The organism is Maribacter sp. C-4077 (genome assembly GCF_055378385.1).
The window spans coordinates 2,237,661-2,264,507 of the sequence record NZ_AP038807.1 but is presented as its reverse complement, the minus strand read 5'-3'; the positions used below and the strand labels follow the sequence as shown (position 1 = coordinate 2,264,507).

19 protein-coding genes are annotated in these 26,847 nt (G+C 43.9%); 12 read left to right on the top strand and 7 right to left on the bottom strand.

Annotated features, from left to right (window positions below):
- Positions 1–8: 8 nt before the first annotated feature.
- Positions 9–404 carry a group III truncated hemoglobin gene (locus ACZ41C_RS09730; RefSeq protein ID WP_464561035.1) on the top strand — a complete coding sequence of 132 codons (396 nt, stop codon included), beginning with the start codon at positions 9–11 and terminating at the stop codon, positions 402–404.
- A 92-nt stretch (positions 405–496) separates the two neighbouring features.
- Complete coding sequence (locus tag ACZ41C_RS09725; protein WP_464561033.1) at positions 497–1,888, top strand: Gfo/Idh/MocA family protein; 1,392 nt, start codon at positions 497–499, stop codon at positions 1,886–1,888.
- Positions 1,889–1,947: 59 nt separating this feature from the next.
- On the opposite strand, the gene ACZ41C_RS09720 is transcribed toward ACZ41C_RS09725, so the two are convergent.
- On the bottom strand, positions 1,948–2,769 hold the full coding sequence (locus tag ACZ41C_RS09720) for a universal stress protein (protein ID WP_138257765.1): 822 nt from the start codon (positions 2,767–2,769) through the stop codon (positions 1,948–1,950).
- 24 nt (positions 2,770–2,793) lie between these two features.
- A complete protein-coding gene (gene hemN, locus ACZ41C_RS09715) occupies positions 2,794–4,155 on the bottom strand; it encodes an oxygen-independent coproporphyrinogen III oxidase (protein ID WP_464561030.1) in 1,362 nt (453 codons plus the stop codon).
- Positions 4,156–4,355: 200 nt separating this feature from the next.
- On the opposite strand from hemN, the gene ACZ41C_RS09710 reads away from it, so the two are divergent.
- From ACZ41C_RS09710 to ACZ41C_RS09695, 4 genes are all read left to right on the top strand, one after another.
- Positions 4,356–5,231, top strand: coding sequence for a nucleotidyltransferase family protein (locus ACZ41C_RS09710; RefSeq protein ID WP_464561028.1), 876 nt, complete (start codon positions 4,356–4,358; stop codon positions 5,229–5,231).
- Between the two features lie 582 nt (positions 5,232–5,813).
- A complete protein-coding gene (locus ACZ41C_RS09705) occupies positions 5,814–6,674 on the top strand; it encodes a UDP-2,3-diacylglucosamine diphosphatase (RefSeq protein WP_464561026.1) in 861 nt (286 codons plus the stop codon).
- Between the two features lie 14 nt (positions 6,675–6,688).
- A complete protein-coding gene (locus ACZ41C_RS09700; protein ID WP_464561024.1) occupies positions 6,689–7,684 on the top strand; it encodes a glycosyltransferase family protein in 996 nt (331 codons plus the stop codon).
- 8 nt (positions 7,685–7,692) lie between these two features.
- Entirely contained in the window at positions 7,693–9,042 is a 1,350-nt protein-coding gene (locus ACZ41C_RS09695; RefSeq protein WP_464561022.1) for a GH1 family beta-glucosidase, read from the top strand.
- 322 nt (positions 9,043–9,364) lie between these two features.
- Here ACZ41C_RS09695 and ACZ41C_RS09690 read toward each other — a convergent pair whose 3' ends face one another.
- Positions 9,365–10,543, bottom strand: a complete 1,179-nt coding sequence (locus tag ACZ41C_RS09690) for an acyl-CoA dehydrogenase family protein (protein ID WP_464561020.1) — start codon at positions 10,541–10,543, stop codon at positions 9,365–9,367.
- Positions 10,544–10,593: 50 nt separating this feature from the next.
- Positions 10,594–11,307, bottom strand: a complete 714-nt coding sequence (locus ACZ41C_RS09685; RefSeq protein WP_464561018.1) for a tRNA1(Val) (adenine(37)-N6)-methyltransferase — start codon at positions 11,305–11,307, stop codon at positions 10,594–10,596.
- 115 nt (positions 11,308–11,422) lie between these two features.
- Between ACZ41C_RS09685 and ACZ41C_RS09680 the strand changes: the two genes are divergently transcribed.
- Complete coding sequence (locus ACZ41C_RS09680; protein WP_464561016.1) at positions 11,423–13,375, top strand: autotransporter outer membrane beta-barrel domain-containing protein; 1,953 nt, start codon at positions 11,423–11,425, stop codon at positions 13,373–13,375.
- A gap of 71 nt (positions 13,376–13,446) precedes the next feature.
- Here ACZ41C_RS09680 and ACZ41C_RS09675 read toward each other — a convergent pair whose 3' ends face one another.
- Entirely contained in the window at positions 13,447–14,889 is a 1,443-nt protein-coding gene (locus ACZ41C_RS09675; protein ID WP_464561014.1) for a sulfatase family protein, read from the bottom strand.
- A 186-nt stretch (positions 14,890–15,075) separates the two neighbouring features.
- On the opposite strand from ACZ41C_RS09675, the gene ACZ41C_RS09670 reads away from it, so the two are divergent.
- Positions 15,076–17,886, top strand: coding sequence for a DUF7133 domain-containing protein (locus tag ACZ41C_RS09670; protein WP_464561012.1), 2,811 nt, complete (start codon positions 15,076–15,078; stop codon positions 17,884–17,886).
- Positions 17,883–18,926 (top strand): sugar phosphate isomerase/epimerase family protein, encoded by a 1,044-nt coding sequence (locus ACZ41C_RS09665; RefSeq protein ID WP_138257774.1) that lies wholly within the window; start codon positions 17,883–17,885, stop codon positions 18,924–18,926. Before ACZ41C_RS09670 ends, ACZ41C_RS09665 begins: the two co-directional genes overlap by 4 nt.
- Here ACZ41C_RS09665 and rimM read toward each other — a convergent pair.
- Together rimM and ACZ41C_RS09655 are read right to left on the bottom strand one after the other, a co-directional pair.
- Positions 18,923–19,450: a ribosome maturation factor RimM gene (gene rimM / locus ACZ41C_RS09660; protein WP_464561009.1), complete on the bottom strand. Its 528-nt coding sequence runs from the start codon at positions 19,448–19,450 to the stop codon at positions 18,923–18,925. The genes ACZ41C_RS09665 and rimM overlap by 4 nt on opposite strands.
- Before the next feature lie 8 nt (positions 19,451–19,458).
- Positions 19,459–20,043, bottom strand: coding sequence for a 30S ribosomal protein S16 (locus tag ACZ41C_RS09655; RefSeq protein WP_464561007.1), 585 nt, complete (start codon positions 20,041–20,043; stop codon positions 19,459–19,461).
- 313 nt (positions 20,044–20,356) lie between these two features.
- On the opposite strand from ACZ41C_RS09655, the gene ACZ41C_RS09650 reads away from it, so the two are divergent.
- The 3 genes from ACZ41C_RS09650 (at position 20,357) to ACZ41C_RS09640 (ending at position 26,771) form a co-directional block, all read left to right on the top strand.
- Positions 20,357–20,812: a ferritin-like domain-containing protein gene (locus tag ACZ41C_RS09650; protein ID WP_464561005.1), complete on the top strand. Its 456-nt coding sequence runs from the start codon at positions 20,357–20,359 to the stop codon at positions 20,810–20,812.
- A 284-nt stretch (positions 20,813–21,096) separates the two neighbouring features.
- On the top strand, positions 21,097–25,533 hold the full coding sequence (gene dnaE, locus ACZ41C_RS09645) for a DNA polymerase III subunit alpha (protein WP_464561003.1): 4,437 nt from the start codon (positions 21,097–21,099) through the stop codon (positions 25,531–25,533).
- Between the two features lie 17 nt (positions 25,534–25,550).
- Positions 25,551–26,771, top strand: a complete 1,221-nt coding sequence (locus ACZ41C_RS09640; protein ID WP_464561001.1) for a multiheme c-type cytochrome — start codon at positions 25,551–25,553, stop codon at positions 26,769–26,771.
- Positions 26,772–26,847 lie beyond the last annotated feature (76 nt).

The following is a 26,847-nucleotide window of genomic DNA, read 5'->3' as shown; positions in this document are numbered from 1 at the left end:
TTACTAATATGAGCGATAAGCCGGAAATCAAGACTCGAAAAGACATAGCACTCCTTGTAAACACTTTTTACGAAAAAGTGCGGAAAGAGAACACCTTAGGACCCATTTTCAATGGAATTATTTCCGATTGGGAGGCCCATTTGGAAATCTTGACCAATTTTTGGGAATCCCAATTGTTCCTTAAAAGAAAGTATACCGGCGACCCGATTAAGGCCCACATTAAGACCGATGATTACATGGGGAACACCATGTCCATGGAACACTTTGGTATTTGGCTCAATCTATGGTTCGCTACTATAGACGAGCTATTTTCTGGGGAAACGGCCTGGATCGCAAAAAATAGGGCCCGTAAAATGAATACGATGCTTTTCCTGAAGATATTCGAACATCGGGCGGCCAAATAAACGTTCCTGAGGTTTTCACTTCGGATTTATCGTTTAAAAATTCCTATTTTTAAAACCGACGAATTCAAATTGTAACCAAGCCCTTTTCGATTATGAGCAAGAAAAACTCCCGAAGGTCCTTTCTAAAAAAGGCGACCTTGACATCCGCAGCCTTAACTTCCAGTCCGTTTCTATTGGCCGCAAGCTTCGAAGAAAAACTGATTCTTAGCAGACACTATACAGCGCATTCCTTTTCGGCAAACGACCAAATAAACCTCGCCTTGATTGGAACAGGTATCCAAGGAATTTATGATACGCAGACGGCACTAAAAGTAGACGGTGTCCAATTGGTTGCCGCCTGTGACCTGTACACAGGCAGATTGGAAAGGGCCAAGGAACTTTGGGGGGCATCTATTTACACGACAAGGGATTATCGAGATTTATTGAATCGAAAGGATATCGACGCCGTCATTATCGCCACCCCGGACCATTGGCATCAAAAAATCACGATCGATGCTCTGAAAGCCGGTAAGCATGTATACTGTGAGAAACCCATGGTCCAAAAACCTGAGGAAGGAGAGGCCATTATCAACGCTCAAAAAGAAAGCGGCAAAATATGCCAAATTGGGAGTCAGGGTATGTCTTCATTGGGCAATGAAAAAGCAAAAAAACTCTATGAGGAAGGTGCCATTGGAGATTTGGTCATGTTGGATATGTATAACGACCGATATTCCGCCGAAGGCGCATGGCAATATCCCATCCCTCCCGATGCCGATACAAAAACCGTTGATTTCGATACCTTTCTAGGAAAAGCGCCCAAAGTTCCTTTTGAGCCCAAACGCTTTTTCAGGTGGCGAAACTACAGGGACTACGGGACAGGAGTTGCGGGCGATCTTTTCGTACATGCCTTTTCAACCTTAAACCACGTAATTAGTTCCATGGGGCCTAACCGTGCCCTGGCAACCGGTGGACTCCGTTATTGGAAGGATGGCCGGGATGTACCCGATGTTTCCATTACCTTATACGATTATCCTCAAACCGATACGCATGCAGCCTTTAATGCGGCCTTTAGGATCAATTTCATCGCCGGTAGTGGCGGTGGTGGGGGCTTTAAGCTAATCGGTACCGAAGGGGAAATGGAAGTGGGACAAAATTCGGTCACCGTAAGACGTTCCAAACTGAGTATGATACCCCATGGATACTCCATGGTTTCGTTTACCGAGGAAATGCAGGAAAAGATCAGGGCCGGTTATGACCTGGAAACCTTGGAACCTAGGTCTTCTTCCTTAAGCACTGGCACCACTACATGGGAGGCGGAACGAGATTATAAGGGAGGCCACTATGACCATTTCAACAATTTCTTCACCGCCATTAGAACCAATGGTTCCGTAATCCAAGACCCAACTTTTGGACTTAGGGCCGCTGGTGCTGCGCTCTTGGCGAATGACAGTTATTACAAACAACAACCCGTAAACTGGGATCCCGTAAAAATGAAGCTCATATAAAAAAAGGGTGCCTACGCACCCTTTTCAACCAACTAAAAACTGTGATTCCTTGCTTCTAACTAAATCTTAAAGGTGACCACAGGTAGCGTTGCATGGTTAGCAATGTCCTCCCCTATGCTGCCCATAAAGAAATGGGAAAGTCCCTTTCTACCATGGGTGGGAACCCCGATCATATCGGCATTGCTCTCCATTCCAAAATTCAGTACGCCCCGTTCCACGTTATAATCGTTGTAGATGGCAATCAATAGTTCAAACCCGACTAGCTCGCAAAAGGATTTTATCCTCTTTTGTATTTCGGCGGTGCTTAAAAAATCGTCACCAGGGGTGTTGATATAGACCAATTTTAGTTCCGCCGAAAAGCTATCGGCGATGTACTTGGCCCGTTGTAGGGCATGGATATTTTCATTTTTGAGATCACAGGCAAAAACGATCTGCTTCGGATTAAAATCGGATATTTTGGATTTGATGACCAAAACGGGGATATCAGAATTTCTAACCACTTTTTCCGTATTGGAACCTACGAACATTTCCTTGAGTCCGTCCGCACCTTGGCTGCCCATCACGATCAAATCCACATCGTTCTCCTCGGCAACTTCGCTGATTTCACCAAAGACCTTGTAGTGCTTTATTATCGGCTCAACCTTGACACCTTTCAAATACGGTTTGTCCAAGAATTCATTCAATCGCTTTTCGGCCAATTTTATCAAGAAAACAGTCTGTTCCGGGTGGAAACCTTCGGTGGAGGTAAGCATTGCCTGATTCAATTCCAGCATGTGCAGCACGTACAGCGTGGCATCGTGTTTTTTGGCTATGGAAGCCGCTACCTCAAAGGCATACTCGGATATTTCCGAAAAATCTATAGGGACAATGATACTTTTCATTTTTACAAGATTTAGGTTAAACAATCAAATGGTCATGGAGAACAATCGGGTCTCCGGTGTTTTTTCGTGCAATTTCAAATCGAACGCCATACATATATTTCGAACAAATGGGCGTCCCTTTTCAGTGACCCGCAATTGATATTGGGTCATTTCTAGAAGTCCGTCGTCCTGCATCTCCTTCAACCTGTCCATCACCACAGGTAATTCCTTGAACTGCATGGACTCTTGGAACCAAATAGTTTCAAGTTGGCACATTAAGTTAAGGATATGTTTTCTGATGATCCTATCCTCATCGGTTAAAATATGGCCTCTAAAAATGGGTATGATGTTATTCTCCACCAAGTGCTGATATTCCTCTAAACTCTTGACATTCTGGGCAAAACCGTACCAACTATCGCTAATACTGGAGGCTCCCAGACCTACCATCAATTGGGTCTTGGAAGCGGTGTACCCCATAAAGTTCCGGTGCAGTTTGCCATTTTTCATGGATCGATAAAGACTGTCCGTATCCAAGGCGAAATGATCCATCCCTATTTCCGTATATCCGGCCTTTGCAAGTTCCAATTTGCCGGCTTCGTACTGTGTACGCTTTTCCTCAGCGGACGGCAGATCGGAATCTTTATAACCACGCTGTCCATTTCCCTTGAGCCAAGGCACATGAGCGTAACTATAAAAGGCCAATCTATCTGGCTGTAAGGTTTTCGTTTTTTCTATGGTTTCGAGTACGTGTTCCAAGGTTTGGTGCGGTAACCCAAAAATGATATCGTGACCGATGGAGGTATACCCAATTTCCCTGGCCCAATCCGTAACGTTCTTCACGTTTTCAAAAGATTGCACCCGGTGGATGGCCTTTTGAACGGTCTCGTTGTAATCCTGTACGCCATAACTCACACGTCTAAACCCAACATCGTACAGCGCCTGCAGGTGCTCCTTGGTCGTGTTGTTGGGATGGCCCTCAAAACTAAATTCATAATCCTCCGCCTTATCGGCCCTTCTAAAAAGACCGTTGATAAGCATCTGCAGGTTTTCCGGACTAAAAAATGTAGGGGTACCGCCACCTAAATGAAGTTCTTTGATTTTAGGCCGTTCGTCAAACAACTCAAGATATAAGGACCATTCTTTCAATAAAGTCCTTATGTAAGGTACCTCAACTTCATGTCTTTTGGTGATACGCTTATGACACCCGCAAAATGTACACATACTCTCACAAAAGGGAAGATGTATGTATAGACTTATGCCTTCCTTGGAATTCGATTCGGAAAAACTCTGTTTTACGGTCGCTTCCCATTTTTTGCCGGAAAACGAATGAATATCCCAAAAAGGGACCGTTGGGTAGCTGGTGTACCTAGGACCCGGAATATTATATTTTTGAATAAGATTGCACATAGTTGGTTTGAATATGGTACAAATCTAATCCCGACACCGACCAAAAAATATGATAATTGTCAGTTTGGAATACCCATCTTGGCCAATAAGCATACTTTGGAAGAGAAAAGTAACTTCATGGGGAATCCTACACTGTTTGCCTATTTCTTCCCCGCTATTTTCATCACAATCCGTACTTTTGGACTTTAAAATTTAAAATCATGACATTACTTTTAATGGCCGCAGGAAGCGGAAGTAGATATGGAAAACTAAAACAGTTCGATGATTTGGGCCCCAAAGGGGAATTCTTGATGGAGTTTGCCATCTACGATGCACTACAGAACGATTTTGAACAAATAGTGGTCATCACCAAAAAGGAAAATGTGTCCTTTTTGGAGGAATATTTAACTGAAAGATTACCAAAAAACATTAAAATAAATGTACTGGCCCAGGAATTGACTGATCTGCCCGATGGTGTAGATTATAATGGGGACCGTCAAAAACCTTGGGGAACCGCGCACGCGGTATGGACGGCCAGAAATGTCATTGACGGACCTTTTGTGGTCTTGAATGCGGATGATTATTACGGACAGGCCGTTTATAAAAAGGCTGCGGACTTTATAAAATCCAATAATGAGGCATACGCCCTTTTGGGCTACACCCTAAAGGATACCCTATCCGAACACGGTTCCGTATCCCGAGGTGTTTGTAAGGTTGAAGGAGATAACTTGGTTTCCGTAAACGAACGGTTAAAATTGGTTCAAAAAGGCGACAAAATCGTTGATGAGGACACCGGTCTGGAATTTACGGGCGATGAACAGGCCAGTATGAACTTTTGGGTTTGCAGGCCTTCCATTTTTGAAAAGATAGATGCCGAGTTGAAGGTATTTCTACAGGACGAGAACAAAATCGCATCCAGCGAGCTGTATCTGCCCTTCATGATCCAAGAGATGCTGCAAGCTAATGAAGCCGAGGTGAAATGTATCCCCTCTGGCGCGGAATGGTTTGGGGTTACTTATGCCAGTGATCGGGAAAAGGCCGTGGAGAACCTGCAGTCCAAGACCGACGAGGGACTTTACAAAACACCTTTGTGGTAGAAAACTCCTAAAAATTAAAAAGGCCGGTAGTTGTTGCTACCGGCCTTTTTTGTGTTTTAAAGATTACCAAAAGGGTTGAAACTAAAAAGAGTCTGGCTTTTTTTAACCAGACTCTTCTACGAGAACACTATATGAAAATGAAAAATTATTTACTTCTTTATTACGATGTAAATGTAGCAGCTTTCCTTGCGCTCAAGAACTATTTGTTGTGAGTGGGGCGCTATTTGTTGTCAAACCTATTTAAATTGTGGTTTGCCGAAATTTCTTTCATTCTTAGAAGCCTTTTACATATGTAATTTTAAATGAACCATTGATAAATAGCTTAACGATCAAATAACTAAAAGATAAGTTACACGTAACCGAAATAGCGCGTTAAAAAGTCAATTTTGTAATCAGGGATTTTTTATGGTGAACTATATACCTCGCTTAAAGGAAATATTCATTTAGGGATCTCATATTCTTTATTTTAACTCGTGAAAATAAGACTGAAACTTCTTACTACATGTCCCTCAAGTTTTTCAGTAAACTCTCCGGTCAGTCCATTTTACTTAAGAAAAAATCACCACCAATTCATCGACCCTTATGAAAAAAAGACCTGTTGATATCGTGGTCATATCAGATGTGCATTTAGGTACCTATGGATGCCATGCCAACGAACTATTGCAATACCTTAAGTCCATTGCTCCAAAAGAAGTTATACTGAACGGCGACATTATTGACATCTGGCAGTTCAGTAAGCGCTATTGGCCCAAATCGCATATGAAGGTGGTCAAATATCTTATGGGCTGGATCGCAAAGGGCATCAAAGTGCATTACATTACAGGAAACCACGATGAAATGCTACGAAAATTTACGGGCTTTCAAATGGGTTCCTTAAGTATTGTCAACAAAGTGGTTTTGCCCGTTCAAGGTAAAAAAGCATGGTTTTTTCACGGGGATGTCTTTGATGTGACCATGCAACATTCCAAGTGGGTCGCCAAACTTGGGGCCAAGGGCTATGACTTTTTAATTCTGTTGAACAGGGGCATTAATTTTATCAGTAAACAATTGGGACGCGGACCTATTTCTATGTCCAAAAAAATAAAGAACGGCGTAAAATCCGCAGTCAAATTCATCAATAACTTTGAAACGACGGCCTCTGAAATAGCCATAGAAAATGGCTATGAATACGTTGTATGCGGACATATTCATCAACCGGAAATTCGCAAGATCAAAATGGAAAAAGGCGAAGTGACCTATTTGAATTCTGGGGACTGGATAGAAAACCTAACTGCGTTGGAATACGTCCAAGGTCAATGGGAGCTCTACTCATTTTACAATGATAAGGGCATACAAAATCAATTGGAGGATCCTCATGAGGAACATCCGGTCCTTGAAAAGGCCGAACTTTTCCAAAGCCTATTGGACGAATTCAGGACAAGCGGATTGGTAAAACTGAAATAAGACGACATAAGTATATGCGGGTATTATATGCCATTCAAGGTACAGGAAACGGTCATTTAAGCAGAGCAAGGGACGTAATTCCGGCCCTACTCGATGAAAATATAGATTTGGATATCCTGATCAGTGGTACACAGGCCGATATCGATTTGCCCTACTCAGTTAAATACCGATGCAAGGGATTGAGCTTCATATTCGGAAAAAAAGGGGGCGTGGATATGTGGAAGACCTACGTAAAATCGAACACCCTGCGATTGCAAAAAGAAATCCGAAGCATTCCGGTCCAGGACTACCATTTGATCATCAATGATTTTGAACCTGTTTCCGCATGGGCCTGCAAACTAGCGGAAAAGCCTTGCTTTAGTTTCAGCCATCAATCGGCCGTACTATCCAACAACGCCCCCAAACCAAAAAAAAAGGACAGCTTGGGTAAAATGATATTAAAGAACTATGCGCCCGGCAGCCATCACTTTGGCCTGCATTTCAAATCCTATGACGAGGGTATATTTACGCCCATTATCCGGGCCGATATTCGTAATGCAAACGTTTACGAAGGGGAACACTACACGGTATATCTTCCATCCTACAGTGATGGAAAAATCATTCATTTTCTTTCACAAATACCCAATGTAAAGTGGGATGTATTTTCCAAGCACAACAACCGGGAAACGGTCACTAAGAACTTGAGCATACGCCCCATTACCAATGAAGCCTTTGTGCAAAGTATGGCCACTAGCAAGGGTGTTCTATGCGGGGCAGGTTTTGAAACACCAGCGGAAGCACTTTATATGCAAAAAAAGCTACTCGTAGTTCCTATGAAAGGTCAATATGAACAACAATGCAATGCGGCCGCTTTGCAGGAAATGAATATTCCCGTCATAAAATCCTTAAAGGAAAAACACCTGCCCAAGGTCATGGATTGGGTGGCATCCAGTAAAAAAATTGAAGTAGATTACCCGAATATCACCAATGAAATAGTTCAAAAACTACTTCAGAAAAGCTTACAGGCATAGGGTTGCTCATGGCTAAAAAGATTCACTCCTCAGATTTTGGCAAGGATTTTATTTGGGGGGTCTCCACGGCCGCTTTCCAGATTGAGGGGGCCCATGACAAACATGGCAAGGGGCCCTCTATTTGGGACGTTTTTACCTCAAGGAAGGGAAAAATTCGCGGAAACGATACGGCCAAAACCAGTTGTGATTTTTACCACAGGTACAAGGAAGATATCTACCTGATGAAATCCTTGAATATCCCAAATTTTAGGTTCTCCATTTCCTGGAGTAGGATATTGCCTACGGGCACGGGTAAAATAAATACGGAGGGAATTGCCTTCTACAATAGGGTCATCGACTATTGCCTGGAACAGGACATAACTCCTTGGATCACTTTATACCATTGGGACCTACCCCACGAGCTTGAGTTGAAGGGAGGATGGACCAACAGGGAAATCCTGGATTGGTTCGAGGAATACGCTAAGGTTTGCGCCCAATCCTTTGGCGACCGGGTCAAACATTGGATGGTACTGAACGAACCTATGGTGTTTACCGGCGGTGGCTATATTTTGGGAGTCCACGCCCCGGGAAAAAAAGGAATGCGCAATTTTCTTCCTGCCGTTCATCACGCGCAATTGTCTCAAGCGGTTGGGGGACGCATGATTCGAAAATGGATTCCCGATGCAAAAATTGGAACTACATACTCCTGTTCCTACATTGTACCAAAAAACAAATCACCAAGGAACATCAGGGCGACAAAAAGGGTGGATGCACTTTTAAACCGACTCTTCATAGAGCCCGTCCTAGGTCTTGACTATCCCGAAAAAGATTTGCCGATATTAAAAAAACTAAAGCCTTTTATCCTACCCGGGGATATGGAAAAAAGCCAATTTGAATTTGACTTCATCGGCATACAAAACTATACGAGGGAGGTTGTACAACACAGCTATTTTATTCCTTACATCCAGGCCAAGATCATAGAAGCCCCCAAAAGAAATGTTCGCACCACATTGATGGATTGGGAGGTATATCCACCCAGTATCTATGAAATGATACACAAATACAACGGTTATAATACGATGCCCGATCTTATCATCACGGAAAACGGGGCCGCGTTTCAGGATACGTTCACGGAAGGAAAAATCAAGGACAAGAAAAGACAGAAGTTCCTTAAGGACCACTTGGAGCAAGTACTAAAAGCCAAAAAGGAAGGCCTAAACGTTCATGGGTACTTCGTGTGGACGCTCACGGATAATTTTGAGTGGGCCGAAGGCTACCACCCCGGTTTTGGTTTGGTCCATGTCGATTTTAAAACGCAAAAACGCACCGTGAAAAAATCGGGAAAGTGGTATAAGACCTTTTTGGATGTACGCAATTAGTCATAAATACAAACAATAATGTCAGGTCGAGCGCAGTAGAGACCTCATTTTAAAAGCAATAGGTTCAATAATCTCTGTACTACCCTTCGGCTACCCTCAGTAAAGGCTGCTCGAGGTGACACTGGAATGTGATATATAATGGAGAATCCAAAAAGTCTTTTGAAGGTTTCCCACTTATTGGATACTTAAAACAAAAAAGCCGATGCTCCCATCGGCTTAAGCTAACTAACTCAAAAAATTACATGAATCTTAATTACACGCAGGGCAAAAATAAGATCCTATTTTTGAGGATATGTTAAGATAACCTAAGCAATTTGTTATCTTATTTAAAGGCTTGGTGTCCTGTAATATCCGCTCCGGTAATCAAGAGATGAATATCATGGGTGCCCTCATAGGTAATCACACTCTCCAAATTCATCATGTGGCGCATGATACTGTAATCCCCGGTAATGCCCATACCACCCAAAACTTGTCTGGCTTCCCTGGCTATGTTGATGGCCATTTCCACATTGTTCCGTTTTGCCATGGAAATCTGGGCCGTAGTGGCTCGCCCCTCATTCTTTAACTGTCCCAGACGGAAAGCCAACAATTGGGCCTTGGTGATTTCCGTAATCATTTCGGCCAATTTTTTCTGTTGCAATTGAAAAGCGGCGATTGGCTTGCCAAATTGCATGCGCTCCTTGGCATATCGCAAGGCCGTATCATAGCAATCCATAGCAGCTCCAATGGCGCCCCAGGAAATTCCATATCGGGCAGAGTCCAAGCAGCCCAATGGCGCTCCTAGACCCGATTTGTTCGGTAACAAATTCTCCTTGGGCACTTTTACATTGTCGAAAATAAGTTCGCCCGTTGCCGACGCCCTTAGAGACCATTTGTTATGCGTTTCGGGTGTGGAAAATCCCTCCATGCCCCTTTCCACGATGAGTCCATAGATCCTGCCCTCCTCGTTCTTGGCCCAAACCACGGCAATGTCCGCAAATGGCGAATTGGAGATCCACAATTTTGCCCCGTTCAACAGATAATGGTCGCCCATATCCTTGAACTTTGTTTCCATACCGCCCGGATTGGATCCATGATTGGGTTCCGTAAGTCCGAAACAGCCCATCATTTCCCCGCTTGCCAACTTAGGCAGGTACTTTTTGCGTTGTTCCTCAGTTCCATAGGTGTAAATAGGATACATCACCAACGAGGATTGCACGGATGCCGTGGATCGCACTCCACTGTCCCCGCGCTCTATTTCTTGCATGATGAGACCATAACTGATTTGATCAAGACCTGCACCCCCATACTCCTCTGGAATATACGGGCCAAACGCCCCTATTTCCGCTAATCCACCAATAATCTGCTTGGGAAATTCGGCTTTTTGGGCATATGTTTCTATAATAGGGGAAATATCCCTTTTTACCCATTGCCTAGCGGCATCACGTACCAATTTATGTTCATCGGAGAGCAAGTCGTCCAAATTATAATAGTCGGGCGCTTCGAATAAGTCGGTTCTCATATATAGGATTTATAAGTGACGTAAAAATATAACATTGTAAAAACAATAAGTTACATTTTTAGATAAAAGTCCTTGGTCAAGGCCACGTATGCTTCGGTATATTCATGCCTTTCCTTTTCGATGGTCAATGTTTCGACTATTGCATCGGCCTTTGTCCTCGAAAATTCTATCAGACTACGCTTTAATGGGGCATCGCTGTGCCCCCTTACGCTACATATCCTCCAGACGTAAAGACCCGAGGTATTTGCCAGTGCGATAAACTCCTCGGTTTCCTTGTAGGGGATTATGACCGAAAACGTACCTCTATCGGACAATAACTTGGAAACACTTTCCACCAATTCCGTAAAGGGCAATGTATCGTTCTGGCGCGCCAAGTCCCTTGAGGTATTACCACTGGATACGGTTTCACTATAAAATGGCGGATTACTTATGATCAAATCATAGACCTCGTCCACTTCATCTACAAACTCGTCCAATCCAGCATGATAGCAGTATAGTCGGTCGCCCCACGGTGAGGCCTCAAAATTTTCGACACACTGTTCGTAGGCATTTTCATCGATTTCAAGGGCATCGATTGTAGGCGCATCGCATCTTTGAGCCAACATTAAGGATAATACACCTGTACCTGCACCAATATCCAAAATGGATTGTGGCTCAAAATCTACGTTCGTCCAAGCGCCTAAAAGGACACCATCGGTCCCTATTTTCATCGCACAACGTTCTTGGTCAATTTTAAATTTTTTAAAGCAAAAAGTATCCTTCAATGTGTTGTTTTTTGAGGTGTATGAAAATTTTGAAGGGCCTAGGTTCCAAAAAAAAGGAAAAAACCAAACCCTTGAAAAAATCTTCCGTACATAAACATACATAAAAACAATTATTATGAAACTTAGAAAAACATTCAGATTTATCCTGCCCATAGTCATGGGCGCAATGCTCGTTACTTCATGTAGTGATGATGACGGCGATTTTATTCCTCCAATAGTGGACGGAGGCGATTCCGAAACCTATCAACTGAGCTCCGTTTCCAACCCCGACATCTCGGGTACAGCCAAAATTATTGACAACGAGGACAACTCCATAACCGTAGAACTGGAGCTGCAGAATACCCCAAGTGGAGGAATGCATCCCGCTCATATCCATTTTAATACAGCCGCGGAAGGTGGGGATATAGCAATTACCCTGGGGACGGTGGATGGTTCAACCGGCATGAGTTCCGTTACGTTTTCTACGCTTGACGACGGTACTCCCATTACCTACGAAGAATTGTTGGATTTTGACGGATACATCAATGTCCATGCCAGTGCAGATGACCTTGCAACTTTGGTCGCCCAAGGCGATATAGGTCAGAACGAGCTGAACGGCGAGACCAAGGTTTATGAACTGGGAAGCGTAGCCATTGAAGAAATCAGCGGTACGGCTACATTCTCAGAACGAGTAAATGGAGAAGCTTTAGCTACTATTATATTGAACAATACGCCCGCTGATGGTATACACCCGGGACACATACATATGAATACGGCTGCAGAAGGTGGTGATATTGCCTTCACTTTCAATCCAGTCAATGGTGCTACCGGCATAAGTAATACGAATGTCTCCGCGTTGGATGATGGCACCGCTTTTGGTTACAACGATGTGCTTACCTATGACGGATATATCAACATTCACTTAAGCGCGGATGACCTCGCAACTTTAGTCGCACAAGGGGATATTGGACAAAATGAATTGACCGGTGAGGCCAAAAGCTATGAACTTGCTTCTGTGGATGTGGAAGGAATTGATGGAACGGCCACTTTTGAGGAGCGGGTAAACGGTGAAGCCCTGGCGACACTCATGTTGAACAACACCCCTGAAGATGGAATACATCCTGCACACATCCACATGAACACTGCCGCTGAAGGTGGAGATATAATCTTTACGTTCAATCCTGTTGATGGTGCTACTGGTATGAGCATGACCAATGTAAGCGCGTTGGATGACAATACTTCATTCGGGTATAATCAAGTATTGGAAGTTGATGGATATATCAATGTTCATTTAAGTGCCGATGATTTGGCCACTTTGGTTGCACAAAGTGATATTGGGCAAAATGAATTGACCGGGGAAGCCAAAACATACGAATTAGGTTCTGTTGCCGTACCGACTATCTCTGGTACAGCGACCTTCGAAGAGCGTCTAAATGGAGAGGCTTTGGCAACTATTATGCTTGAAGGTACTCCAGATGGTGGCATGCACCCAGGACACATCCACGCCAATAGTGCAACGGAAACGGGCGACATTTTATTTACCTTCAATCCCGTGGATGGAACTACCGGAATGAGCGTGACCAATGTAGCTACCTTGGACGATGACTCGGCTTTTGGATATGATGATGTATTGGAAGTAGACGGATATATCAATATTCACTTGAGTGCGGATGATTTGGCCACTTTGGTAGCCCAAGGAGATATAGGCGAAAATGAATTGACAGGTACTTCCAAAACCTATGCCTTGGCTTCGGTAGATGTACCTGGAATTAGCGGAAATGCCACGTTTTTTGAACGTGTAAGCGGAAATGCCCTGGCGGTAATCGAACTCACAGGAACCCCGGCAGATGGCGTTCACCCAGCCCATATCCATGCGAACAGCGCTGAGGAAACCGGTCCGATTATTTTTAGCTTCAATCCCGTTGACGGAACTTCGGGGATGAGTAGCACACATGTGGAAATCTTGGATGACGAGACTCCGTTCAGCTATCAGGATGTGTTGGAAGTAGACGGATATATCAATGTGCATTTAAGTCCGGATGACTTGGCAACCTTGGTTGCGCAAGCTGACATCGGAATAAATGAGTAAACACGTTTCATTATTTGATAAAATAGGGCGACCAAATTTGGTCGCCCTATTTTATTATAAAAAAATCATTTCTATCTTACCCAAGCTGGCTCCCTGCGTTCACTGCCTTCCATTCCAGTAAGGCTATCTCCCAATTCGGCCCGCATGGCATCGGCCATAGCGGTAATTTCTGAAATAATCTCCGGATGTAAATTCGCAATGTTGGTGGTCTCACTAACATCGGCCTCCAAATCATACAGTTCAATATCTTTTAGTTTCACCATTTTATAATCTCCTGGCAGCCCGTCCTTACCGGGTTCTTGACCTTCCATGGTTCTATAGGTATGGGGAAAATACAGTTTCCATTTTCCATAGCGCACCCCAAAGAGTTCATTGACGCGATAGTAATAGAAATAGGCCTTTTGTGGACTATTGTCGGTTTCACCCGTAAAGAGGCCCCAGGCACTTCTACCGTCGATTTTCTTTTGGGGCAATTCTGCATTCGTTGCCTCGGCAATGGTAGGCAAAATGTCGATGGCCATGACAGGTGCATCCACTACCCTATTGGATGGGATTTTCTTGGGGTATTTCACCAAAAAAGGTTCGCGCTGGCCGCCTTCCCAAGCCGTACCTTTGCCTTCCCTGAGCGGATAGGCACTCCCCGCATGGTTGCCGTAGGAAAGCCAAGGCCCGTTATCCGAAGTAAAAATCACTATGGTATTTTCGGTCAGTGCGTTTTCCTCCAATGCCCTTAGGATTTCCCCAACGGACCAGTCCAACTCCATGATAACGTCACCGTACAAACCCCTTCCGGATTTCCCCTTAAATTTATCGGATACGAATAAGGGAACATGTGGTTGTGGATGGGGCACGTAAAGAAAAAATGGCTTCTCTTTATTTTTATTGATAAAATCCACGCTCCTTTCGGTAATGCTTTTTGTGAGGTCTGATTGGTCCGTTAACGTGTCCAGTATTTTTTCGTTTTCGTACAACGGTAAAGGACCAAAATTGAACACAGGCCCTTGCTGCGGATGCAATGGCCACATATCATTGGAATAGGGGATTCCGAAATATTCATCGAATCCGTGATTATTGGGCATCAATTCAGGCGCATCGCCCAAATGCCATTTCCCAAAAATTCCGGTAGTATAGCCCTGGGACTTGAGCATTTCGGCCAAGGTAGTTTCCTCAGGGTTCAATCCAATCTCGCTATTGGGCATCAATGCATTGTGGATGCCGATTCTATTGGGGTAGCATCCGGTAAGAATACCGGCCCTAGATGCGGAACAGACCGCCTGTGCAGCATAAAAACTAGTGAGCTTCAGTCCCTCCTTGGCCATTTGGTCCAAATTAGGGGTAGCGATGTCATCGGCTCCAAAAACACCTACATCATTGTATCCCTGGTCATCTGTAAAAATTAAAACGACATTAGGTGGCTGAGCTTCTTTTGAAGTTGATTTTTGTGGTCTCTCTTGACAAGAACACATAGTAATCAGCATTAAAAAGACAAATCCTTTAAAATTTAATTGTTTCATATGTTTTTTATTGTTGTTTTTGATAAGTCACATGTAACCATTAATGATTACACTATTTTTTTAAGGATTATTCTAAATCATGTCGGTTTCATTGACACTTTTTCAAAAATACCCAGTTAAATTACTTGTAAGATGCCATGAATATAGTTAATTTCCGAACGTATATTTTGAATGACCTTGACCAAAATGAATTTAAATAAGATCTTTAAGAAGAACCGCTCATTTTCATTTCTTTTAGTTTACGGCTTTTTGATTGTAGGATTACTTAGCTGCTCAAACCAAGAAAAAAAGGAAGTAGATAAAGATAGTGTGGCAGATGTGATCGCCTCGATGTCAGATACCCTTCCTATTGTTTCCTTACCTCCGGATGTGGATCCAGAGCATGAAGATTGGAAAGGCGCGGATCTAGATCCAAAATCCCCCGTACTTCCCTTATATCCAGAAGAAGAGGCCAAAAAATTTCTATTGCCCGAAGGCTACCATATTGAACCGATACTTACCGAACCCCAAATTGAACAGCCCGGTGCCATCGCTTTCGACGGTAATGGGAGAATGTTCGTTCTAGAATTGCGTACTTATATGCTTACGGCCGATTCTGACGGCACCTTGGAACCTACAAGTAGAATCTCCAGATGGGAGGATACCGATAATGACGGAATCTATGAAACGGGAACTGTCTTCGTGGACAGTCTTATTTTTCCCCGATTTGTACTGCCCTACGGAAAGGATGCCGTACTGACCATGAATTCAGATGAGGATAATGTATATAAATTTTCCGACACCAATGGTGACGGCAAGGCCGATAAAAAAGAACTCTTCACCACAAATTACGGTAGATCAGGGAACGTAGAGCACCAACAGGCCTTTATGTATTACAACATGGACAACTGGATGTACAGCACCTATAACGCCTTCCGGGTCAGGGAAACGCCTACTGGAGTCATCCGTGAAAATACGGGATATAACCGGGCACAATGGGGCGTAACACACGATGACGATGGAAAGGTTTGGTTTTTGGGAGGTGCGAGCGGCCTACCATCCCAATTTCAACAACCCGTACATTATGGTAATTTCGATTATGAGGATACCGACAATTATGCCGAAGGTTTTGAGGAACCGTGGGGCGCACCTGTATTGATCGGCGATCTTCAGGAAGGAATGGATCGAGTTCGTGAAAACAATGGTGGTCCAAAGAGGGTAACCGGTGCGGCCGGAAACGATATCTACCGTGGCGACCGATTACCCAAAGAATTATACGGACAATTGTTCTATGGAGAACCAGTAGCTCGGATTGTGCGCCAGGTTGATCCGGTGGTCAACGAAGGAATCACCACCTTGCACAACGCATTCCAGGACCAAAAATCCGAGTTCCTTCGATCCACAGACCCTTTGTTCAGACCGGTAGATATGACCACCGCACCAGACGGAACCATGTATATTACGGATATGTACCATGGAATTATACAGGAAGGGCAATGGGCGCAAAAAGGCACCTATCTTCGAACCAAAATTGAGCAGTATCAACTGGATAAGGTAATAGGGCTAGGCCGAATCTGGCGTATTACGCATGATAGCAAGGAACGGGACAAGACCAAACCGAATATGCTCAATGAAACACCGGCCCAACTTATAAAGCACTTGGAACACCCAAATGGTTGGTGGCGAGACAAGGCACAACAGTTGATTGTGTTGTCACAGGATAGGAGTATCGTTCCAGAACTTGAAGCCATGGTTAATAACAGCGATAATACATTGGCTCGTTTCCATGCCTTGTGGTGCTTGGAGGGTCTGGGTTCGTTGAAAGAGAAAATGGTTGAAAAATTAATGGAAGACCCCAATCCCAGAATGCGTATTCATGCCATGCGTGCGGGGGAAACACTTTATAAGTCGGGTAAAAAATCGCTTGGAGAGGATTATTTAAAATTACTTGAGGATAAAAATGTGGATGTGGCCTTACAGGCCGTTTTGTCGGCACACATCCTTGAAGTCCCATCCTTCGATGTTGCCCTCAAAAAATTACTCAAGTCGAATTCGGCCAAAGGAATACAGACCATTGGCAAACAGATATTAGAACCAAAAGAAGTCAAAAATTGGTGGGAAGTTGGCAATAATCAGCTTACCGAAGCCCAAAAGAGCAGCTTGGAAAAAGGAAAGGTCATCTTCAACGAACTCTGTGTACAATGTCATGGAAACGATGGCACAGGAACACCCGTTGGAGATGGTTTGGTCATGGCACCGGCCTTAAGCGGTTCCACCCGAGTACAATCGCACCCGGAATATGTTATTAAAACGGTGATGCACGGACTGGAAGGCCCATTGGATGGAAAAACCTACCCAGCGGGTATTATGGTGGGCAACAAAGAACAATCCGATGATTGGATTGCGTCCATTGTATCCTACATTCGAACCAACTTATCTAATGAAGCAACATTAGTATCCGCTGAGGATGTACATAACGTTAGGACCAAAACAGAGGAGCGCAACGCGCCTTATGTATATGATGAGTTAATGACATCGGTTCCGCAACTCCTTGTGCCAAGCGAAGATTGGAATATTACGGCAAGCCATTCCGTACCCACAAGAATTGGTGGCCGGGCCTCCCCTACCAGTGCGTTTAATTTTGAGGGATGGAGTTCTGGAGGTAATCAGGAAGAGGGCATGTGGTTTCAAGTAGAGTTCCCGGAACCTATGAGCGTCTCTGAAGTTCACTATAACGCGACCCCAATTTCTAGAGGTTGGCGTCCCGGATCGCCACCGCCACTTCACACCTATCCGCGTGGCTATAGATTAGAAACCTCCATGGATGGAATTTCATGGAAAGAAATTGAAAAGGGCGAAGGAGAACAGGCAGATGTTTCCCTGATTTTCGACCCTGTTGAGGCCAAGTTTATTCGTATGAGCTTAACGAAAAACTTTGGCCCACAAGAGGACCGTGAAATACCATGGTCCATGAGACAAATGAAGATTTATGGAGCATCAAAAAAACCTGTATTATGAATAACAAAAAAAACACAGTTTCAAGAAGAAACTTCGTAGCGAATTCAGCCGCTTTGGCCATTGGGACAACACTGATTGGTCCAAATATTTTTGGAAAAAATAGGTTGCTGAATTCAGCTGTCCCAAACTCTAAAATAAATGGGGTGCAAATCGGGGTAATTACGTATTCCTTTAGAAGTATGCCTGACCAAAGTGCAGAAGCTACGTTACAATATGTGTTGGATTCGGGCATTAACGCCATTGAATTAATGGGAGATCCGGCTGAATCCTTTGCAGGAAAACCCGAAAGTTCTTTGGACAGACGAACGCTTTGGGGATTAATGCGCTCCAAAAGGGAAGGAACAATAACAGCAGCGGATGAAAAAAAATTGACGGAAATGCAAGAGGCCATGGGCGTCTATAATGAAAAAGTGGCTACCTGGAGGTCTCAAGTTTCTATGGACAAGTTTAAGGAACTTAAGAAAATGTATAATGATGCCGGGGTAATCATTTACGCATTTAAGCCCAATGCTTTTGGCAAGGACAATACCGATGAAGAAATAAACTATGGGTTCAAAGCTGCTAAGGCCTTAGGGGCATCCCATGTGACCCTGGAACACCCAAGTGATGATGCACACACTAAAAAACTAGGGGAAATGGCCTCGAAACATGGCATATTTGTTGCCTATCATGGCCATACACAGCAAACACCCACCTTTTGGGACACAGCTTTGGAACAATCCAAATACAATGCCCTTAACTTGGATTTAGGACATTTTGTTGCTGCTGGAAATGAAGCCCCCTTGAATATTATCAAGGAAAAACACGATCATATAAAAAGCATGCACGTAAAGGACAGGCAAACTCCTGAACATGGCCAGGGCAATGTGGTTTGGGGAGAGGGAGATACCCCGCTAGTAGAGGCTTTGCAAATGATGCGCGATAATGGTTATTCATTTCCTGCTACCATTGAATTGGAATATGATATTCCCGAAGGTTCGGATGCCATTGCTGAAGTAAAAAAATGCTTGGCCTTCGCTAAAGAAGCTTTGGAAGGCTAGTTTAGATATAGACCTACCAGACCTTCCGGGGTAGCCACTTGAATGGTTTTAGATTGCCGGTCTACTTTTTTAATAATTTCATCATTGATGGGAATCAACAACTGTTTGTCCCCTTTTTTAATCTCGAAAAGTGCTTGGGAGGTAGTATCGTTAACACCTTCAACAATACCTATGTCCCCATGGACATCATCCAAGACGGTAAAGCCGATAACCTCATGATAATAGAACTTGTTGCCCGTAAGTTTAGGCAACATAGTTAGGGGAAGGTAAAGTTCACAGCGCATGATTCTGTCCGCATCGGACTCGTCCTTCACTTCTTCAAAATCGATACGAAGCAAGTTGGATTTGTGAAGGCGGGAACGTTTAATAAAAAATGGAACCAGATTGTTTCCCAATGAAACAAATACTGATTCCATATTTTCGTAAATCTCGGGGTCGTCTGTGTCCAACTTAACCAGGACTTCACCCTTAAAACTATATTTTGAAACGATTTTGCCTAGGTAGAAACAATCTTCCTTTCGCATCGTTAAAACTACTCGCCTTCTTTTGGAGCTTCTTCCTCTTTCATCTCAGGAGCGGCGGGGGCCTCTTCTGGTACTTCAGGTGCTTCCTCTACAGCTTCAACTTCTTCCTCTGCACTTTCTCCTTCTGGAGTTTCTGGAAGTGCAGCAGCCGCAGCTTCAGCAGCCCTTTTCTCGTTTATTTCTTTTTCAGCAGCCAATGCTTTTGCTTTAGCTTCTTCCTTCGCTTTATCCAATCCGCCTTTTTTGGCATCGATTGCAGCTTCCTTCTCGGAAACCCAGGCACTGAATTTTTCCTCAGCCTGCTCCTCTGTCAATGCGCCTTTCGCAACACCTCCTAATAGGTGTTTTTTCAATAGAACACCCTTATATGAAAGGATGGCTTTGGCAGTATCCGTTGGCTGAGCTCCGTTCTGCAACCACTTTACGGAACTATCCACATTCAAATCTATGGTTGCCGGATTGGTATTGGGATTGTAGATTCCTAATTTTTCCAAGAATTTACCGTCTCTTTTGGCTCTTGAATCGGCGGCAACCACCCAATAAAATGGTTTACCTTTTTTACCGTGTCTCTGTAATCTAATCTTAACTGGCATATCACATTAATTTGTAGGGTGCCCGACCCTTGGTTATTAATTCATTATTTTTTATTCTGCCATTCCCACAAATAAGGGAATCATTATCCTTGAAAAAGGGCTGCAAATGTAATTTAATTTCCTTGATTTGGCAATCATTGCTTCCACAAAATTTAGAAGCACATTGTTAAAACCTTTAAGAGCTTTTAAGTTAGCAAGTTAAATCTATGCAAAACCCCCTTAAACACTTGGTTTTCCAAGATATTCCTGTATCTTATGTCATGAAGTTATTGAAAAACAATAACCGTTATAAATTTAAATGATAAGATAGATTATGAAGTATTCAGAAAAAATTTCTAACAGGTTAAATGATTTGTTGACTAAAACGTACGACGCAGAAAAGGGATATAAACTGGCACAGGAAAAGGTGGATAACCAGACCGTGAAAAAATTCTTGGCCGATAAAGTGCAGCAGCGCTACAATTTTGGCCATGAGTTGAAAAAAGAAATCCAAGCCTATGGTGAACTGCCAGATAAGGGCGGAAGCATTAAAGGCGATTTGCACAGAACATGGATGAACTTGAATACCACCTTTACGAGTAACGAAACGGAAAAAATTTTAGAAGAAGTGGAACGTGGTGAAAAAGCGAGTCTTGAAGAATATAACGAGATTCTAAAAGATGATGAAATGGTATTGGCGCCATCTACAGAGAACATGCTAAAAAAGCATAGGGACGAAATTCAAATGGCATTAAGAAACGCCAAAGTATATGAAGAGGCAGTCTCCTAAACATTGTATTAAATTTGCTGAAAAAGCGGACGTTAAAACGTCCGCTTTTTTTAGTTGATAACTCCTCACAACTCCCTTTCCCCCTGCCGTCACTTTTCAGTATTTTTATCCTTGATCTTTTTTAAAGTACATACTCCAAATTCCAAACATTGGATACCTTGTTGTTTTTATTGGAATTTGATTTTTGTATTTTTTGAGATTTATAAGATGAGATAGGTCCTCATTTAATTTAAACAAAACTGATTGTCCAAATTTTCCGATTCCTTCGGAATTAAAAGTAGTATATGTACTTAATTTTCGACACCGAAACCACTGGACTACCCAAACGCTGGGACGCACCCATAACAGATACGGACAACTGGCCTAGATGCATCCAGATAGCTTGGCAATTGCACGATGCCATGGGCAACTTGTTGGACCAGCAAGATTACCTGGTAAAGCCCGAAGGTTTCAATATTCCTTATGATGCCGAGAAAATACATGGTATTTCCACCGCCTTGGCAGAACAGGAGGGAGTTCCGTTGGCCAAGGTATTGGAAAAATTCAATGAGGCCATGTCCAAGACCAAGTTCATCGTGGGACAGAACGTTGGGTTCGATGTCAATATCATGGGAGCGGAATTCCACCGGATGGGCGTTGAAAACCCCTTGCAGGAACTTCCGGTCTTGGACACCTGTACGGAACATACTGCGGAGCTTTGCCAAATCCCGGGAGGGCGCGGGGGGAAATTTAAGCTCCCAACCCTAACGGAACTGCATGAATTTTTGTTCAAGGAGCCTTTCGCCGAAGCGCATAACGCAACCGCGGATGTTGAAGCTACCACCCGATGCTTTTTGGAGTTGGTCCGGCTCAGACAATACACGGCCGAGCAATTGGACGTGCAGCCCGATTATTTCAGGAATTTCTCCGAAGCCAATCCGCAGGAGATTCAGCTCATCGGTCTAAAGCATATCAACCTAAAAAAAGCATCCAAAAAAATTGCCGATGCCCTCTGGGAAAAGGATACGGGCGGTATCACCAAGGAAGAAATAAAGGAAAACCTGGCCAACTTGGAGACGGCGGCTTTTGCCCATCTTCACAATCATACCCAGTTTTCCATATTACAATCCACCATCAGCGTACCTGACCTCATTACGGCGACGGCCAAGGCAAAAATGCCGGCGGTCGCCATAACGGACCATGCCAACATGATGGGCGCCTTTCACTTTGTAAACGGCATCATCAACCATAACACCGGGGTTGCGGCCAGGAACGAAGAAAACAGAAAGCGTTACGAGGCAACCAAAAAAGGCACCTTGGAAGAAGGTCAGGAACCCTTGGAAACATTACCGGAACCAGAGCAGGAAATTACGCCCATTGTGGGTTGTGAGTTTCAGGTGTGCGAGGACCATACCAATAAGACCCTAAAGGACAATGGGTACCAAATCGTAATGTTGGCGAAAAACAAGAACGGCTATCTAAATTTGGCCAAAATGTCCTCCATTGCCTTTGTGGACGGTAAATATTACGTACCTAGGATCGATAAAAAAATCATCGAACAATACAAGGATGACATCATTGTCCTAACGGGAAACCTGTATGGCGAGGTGCCGAGCAAAGTTTTAAATGTAGGTGAAAACCAAGCCGAGGAAGCTCTGTTATGGTGGAAGGAAACCTTTGGCGACGACCTGTATATTGAAATCATGCGCCACGGACAGGAAGACGAGGACCGTGTCAACCAAGTCTTGATCCAGTTTGCACAAAAGCACCAAATTAAGTTGGTGGCCACCAACAACACCTATTACGAAAAGAAGGAAAACGCCCATGCCCATGATATTTTGCTTTGTGTAAAGGACGGCGAAAAACAATCCACGCCCATTGGTAGGGGTCGTGGCTATCGTTATGGGTTACCCAATCAGGAGTATTATTTCAAGTCCTCGGATGAAATGAAGGAGCTTTTCAAGGACATCCCAGAAGCCATCATCAACATTCAGGAAATCGTTGACAAAGTAGAGACCTTTACCTTGGCAAGGGATGTCTTGTTACCCGCATTTAATATCCCCGAAGAATTCCAATTTGAAGAGGATAAACTCGACGGGGGCAAACGCGGTGAAAATAAGTACCTACGTCACATCACCTATGAAGGTGCCAAAAAACGTTACGGGGAAATAACCCCTGAAATTGACGAGCGCCTTGATTTCGAGTTGAAGGTCATTGAAAAAACGGGGTATCCAGGTTACTTTTTGATCGTGGAGGATTTCATAAGGGCGGCACGTGAAATGGGTGTTTCGGTGGGGCCTGGCCGGGGATCTGCCGCAGGTTCTGCGGTGGCCTATTGCCTTTGGATAACCAATCTCGACCCTATCGAATACGACTTGCTATTTGAGCGTTTCCTCAATCCGGACCGTATCTCCATGCCCGATATCGATATCGACTTTGATGATGAAGGCCGTAGCAGAGTTATGGACTACGTGATCGACAAATACGGATCAAACCAGGTGGCGCAAATTATTACCTATGGTACGATGGCCGCCAAATCTTCCATCCGTGATACGGCACGAGCCTTGGACCTTCCTCTGGGCGATGCCGACCGAATGGCGAAACTGATTCCCAACATGTCCAAGTTGAAAAAAATTATGGGGGTCGATGAGAAAATCCTCAGAAGCAAGTTCAACAGTGACGACATGGTCAAAATCAACGAACTGTTGGCCATTTCAGAAGGGGACGGATTGGAATCCGAAACCTTGAACCAGGCCTATGTTTTGGAGGGTTCCGTACGAAATACAGGAATCCATGCCTGTGGGGTCATCATTACACCTGACGATATCACCAAATTCGTACCAGTGGCCTTGGCGAAGGATTCCGACATGTACTGTACCCAGTTCGATAACTCCGTTGTGGAGAGTGCCGGACTTCTGAAAATGGACTTTTTGGGTCTAAAAACCTTGACCCTTATCAAGGACACCGTCAAGATTGTCAAGGCCAAACATGGCATTGAATTGGATCCTGAAAATTTCCCGTTGGACGATGAAAAGACCTACCAGCTTTTTCAACGTGGGGAGACCATTGGGGTGTTCCAGTACGAATCGCCCGGGATGCAAAAACATATGCGGGCGTTAAAACCTACCGTGTTCGCCGATCTTATCGCCATGAATGCCTTGTATCGTCCGGGTCCTATGGAATATATTCCCAGCTTTATCGCCAGAAAGCACGGTACGGAGGAAATCGTGTACGATTTGGAGGCTTGCGAGGAATATCTCGCCGAAACCTATGGTATTACGGTATATCAAGAGCAGGTAATGCTCCTGTCCCAAAAATTGGCGGATTTCACCAAAGGCGAAGCGGATGTACTGCGAAAGGCCATGGGGAAAAAACAAAAGTACGTGCTCGACAAAATGAAGCCCAAATTCATCCAACAAGCCTCTGCCAAAGGCCATCCGGAGGACAAACTGGAAAAAATATGGAAGGACTGGGAAGCCTTTGCCGCATACGCCTTTAATAAAAGTCACTCTACGTGTTACGCATGGATAGCCTATCAAACGGCCTATTGCAAGGCCCACTATCCTGCCGAATACATGGCCGCGGTGCTCAGTAACAATATGAACGACATTAAGCAGGTCACCTTTTTCATGGAGGAATGTAAGCGCATGGGGCTGGATGTTCTAGGACCGGATGTTAACGAATCGTATTACAAATTCGCAGTGAACAAGGACGGAGCGGTCCGGTTTGGAATGGGGGCCATAAAAGGAGTAGGAAAAGGTGCCGTAGAGGCAATCGTTGAGGAACGAAAGGAAAATGGTCCGTATAAATCGGTTTTTGATATGGCCAAGCGCATCGACCTAAGGGCAGCAAACAAAAAAGCCTTTGAAAACTTGGCACTCGCCGGGGGATTCGATTCCTTGGGGAATTCCCACAGGGCACAATACTTTCATAACGACGGAGACGGAATCACCTTTTTGGAAAAAGTCATCAAGTACGGGGCAAAATTCCAGGAGAACCAAAATTCGGCACAAGTGAGCCTTTTTGGCGATGCCAGTGAAGTCTCCATACCCGAGCCCATCGTTCCTCCCTGCGAGGAATGGGGTACCATGGAAAAATTAAGAAGGGAAAAGGAGGTAGTGGGCATCTATATTTCCGGCCATCCACTGGATGATTTTAAAACGGAAATCAAAGCTTTCTGCAATGCCAGTCTTTCCCATTGTAGCGACCTTCAAAATTATATCAATAGGGAACTCACCTTTGCGGGGGTCATTACGGATGTACAACACAGGGTTTCCAAAAACGGAAAGGGATGGGCCTCCTTTACCATGGAAGATTATACGGACTCCTTTGAGTTTCGAATTTTTGGGGAAGAATACCTCAAGTTTAGGCACTTCCTCATGCTAAACTCCTTCGCCTATGTAAAATTGTTCGTGCGGGAAGGATGGGTAAACAGGGAAACCGGACTCAAGGGAGAGCCACGAATGCAGTTCAACAGTTTTATGCTGTTACAGGATGTCATGGAATCCTTTGCCAAAAAATTGACCATTAGGCTGAACATCGATGAATTGGAAGAAGCGCAGGTACACCAACTCAAGGATACCTTGGTTTCCCACAAAGGGGAACACCCTTTGAGCTTTGTGGTGTATGAAATGCAGGAACAGATCAAGGTGCGATTGAGCAGCAGAAAACAAAAAGTACAGATTTCCAGTGAATTATTACAACGACTGGAGGAGCAACAGGTACATTTTAAACTTAACTAGCCATAAGACCATTTCCATTGAAGAAAAAGATATTTGTCGGCCTTGGTTTAATATTGCTCGGTTTTATTTCGGTAAAACTATACGATTATCTTTCCGGACCATCGGAGCAGTACACTGATGTAAAAGTGATTGCCTACCATTACAACGGTGAAGGGTACGTAGGATCTGAATCCTGCATGGAATGCCACGGGGATATTTATGAAACCCACTTACAAACGGCACATTATAACACTTCGGAATTCACCACTTTGGACAATATCCATGGAAGTTTTGAAGAAGGGAAAAATGCGGTGCGATTAATGGATGCCGATATTACCATAGTGGATAAAAATGGAAATCCGTTTCAGGTTGCCCGATTAAATTATGGAGACCGGAAACAATTTGATTGGAGCATGGACATCACCATAGGCTCGGGACTTAAGGGACAAACCTATTTGACTGATCAACCTGATGGTTTACATCAATTGCAAGCATCCTATTTTGTACCTACTGATACTTGGATCAATAGCCCAAATTATGCAAATACGTTGGTACCATTGAGGCCCGTAAACGACCAATGCTTAAAATGTCATGTCACTTTTGCCAAAAGCAACAATGAGAACCTAAACTCCAACATGTACGATATGTCCAGAATGGTTTTGGGCGTTGACTGTGAAAAATGCCATGGCCCATCGGAAAAACACGTAATTTTTCAAAGGAAAGGTATAGGAACACAAAAAGATACCACGCTCATAGCCTTGGCTTCCCTGTCAAGGCAGCAAAGACTTGATGTTTGCGCCTCATGCCACTCCGGACTCAGAAGCAATCAAATTCAAAACCCCTTTAAATTCTTACCTGGGGATACGCTATCCAAGTTTTCTAAAAACTTTAACTCACTTAGACCAAGCACGTCTTTGGACGTTCACGGAAACCAGTTTGGATTGCTCATCAGTAGCAAATGTTTTACCCAATCTGAACAGATGGACTGTATGACCTGTCATGACCCCCATAGAAACCAAAGAGGACAATCAGGCTATTTCAACAGTAAATGCATCGAGTGCCATCAACCAAATACAATCACATGTTCTATTTCGCAATCAAAAATGACAGCAAATAACAATGACTGTATACAATGCCATATGCCTATAATCCCTTCTAGGAGCATGCAGGTACAATTGACCAAATTGGAAGAATCAACCCCAATTGGGGTCAGAACCCATAACATTGCCATTTACCCAGAAGCCGAGGCAAATGAGTAAATTGGCATAGATTACATCAATCTTTAAATAACCAAAACGAATACCAATAGCGTAAGGAAAGCGTTGAATATTTGAC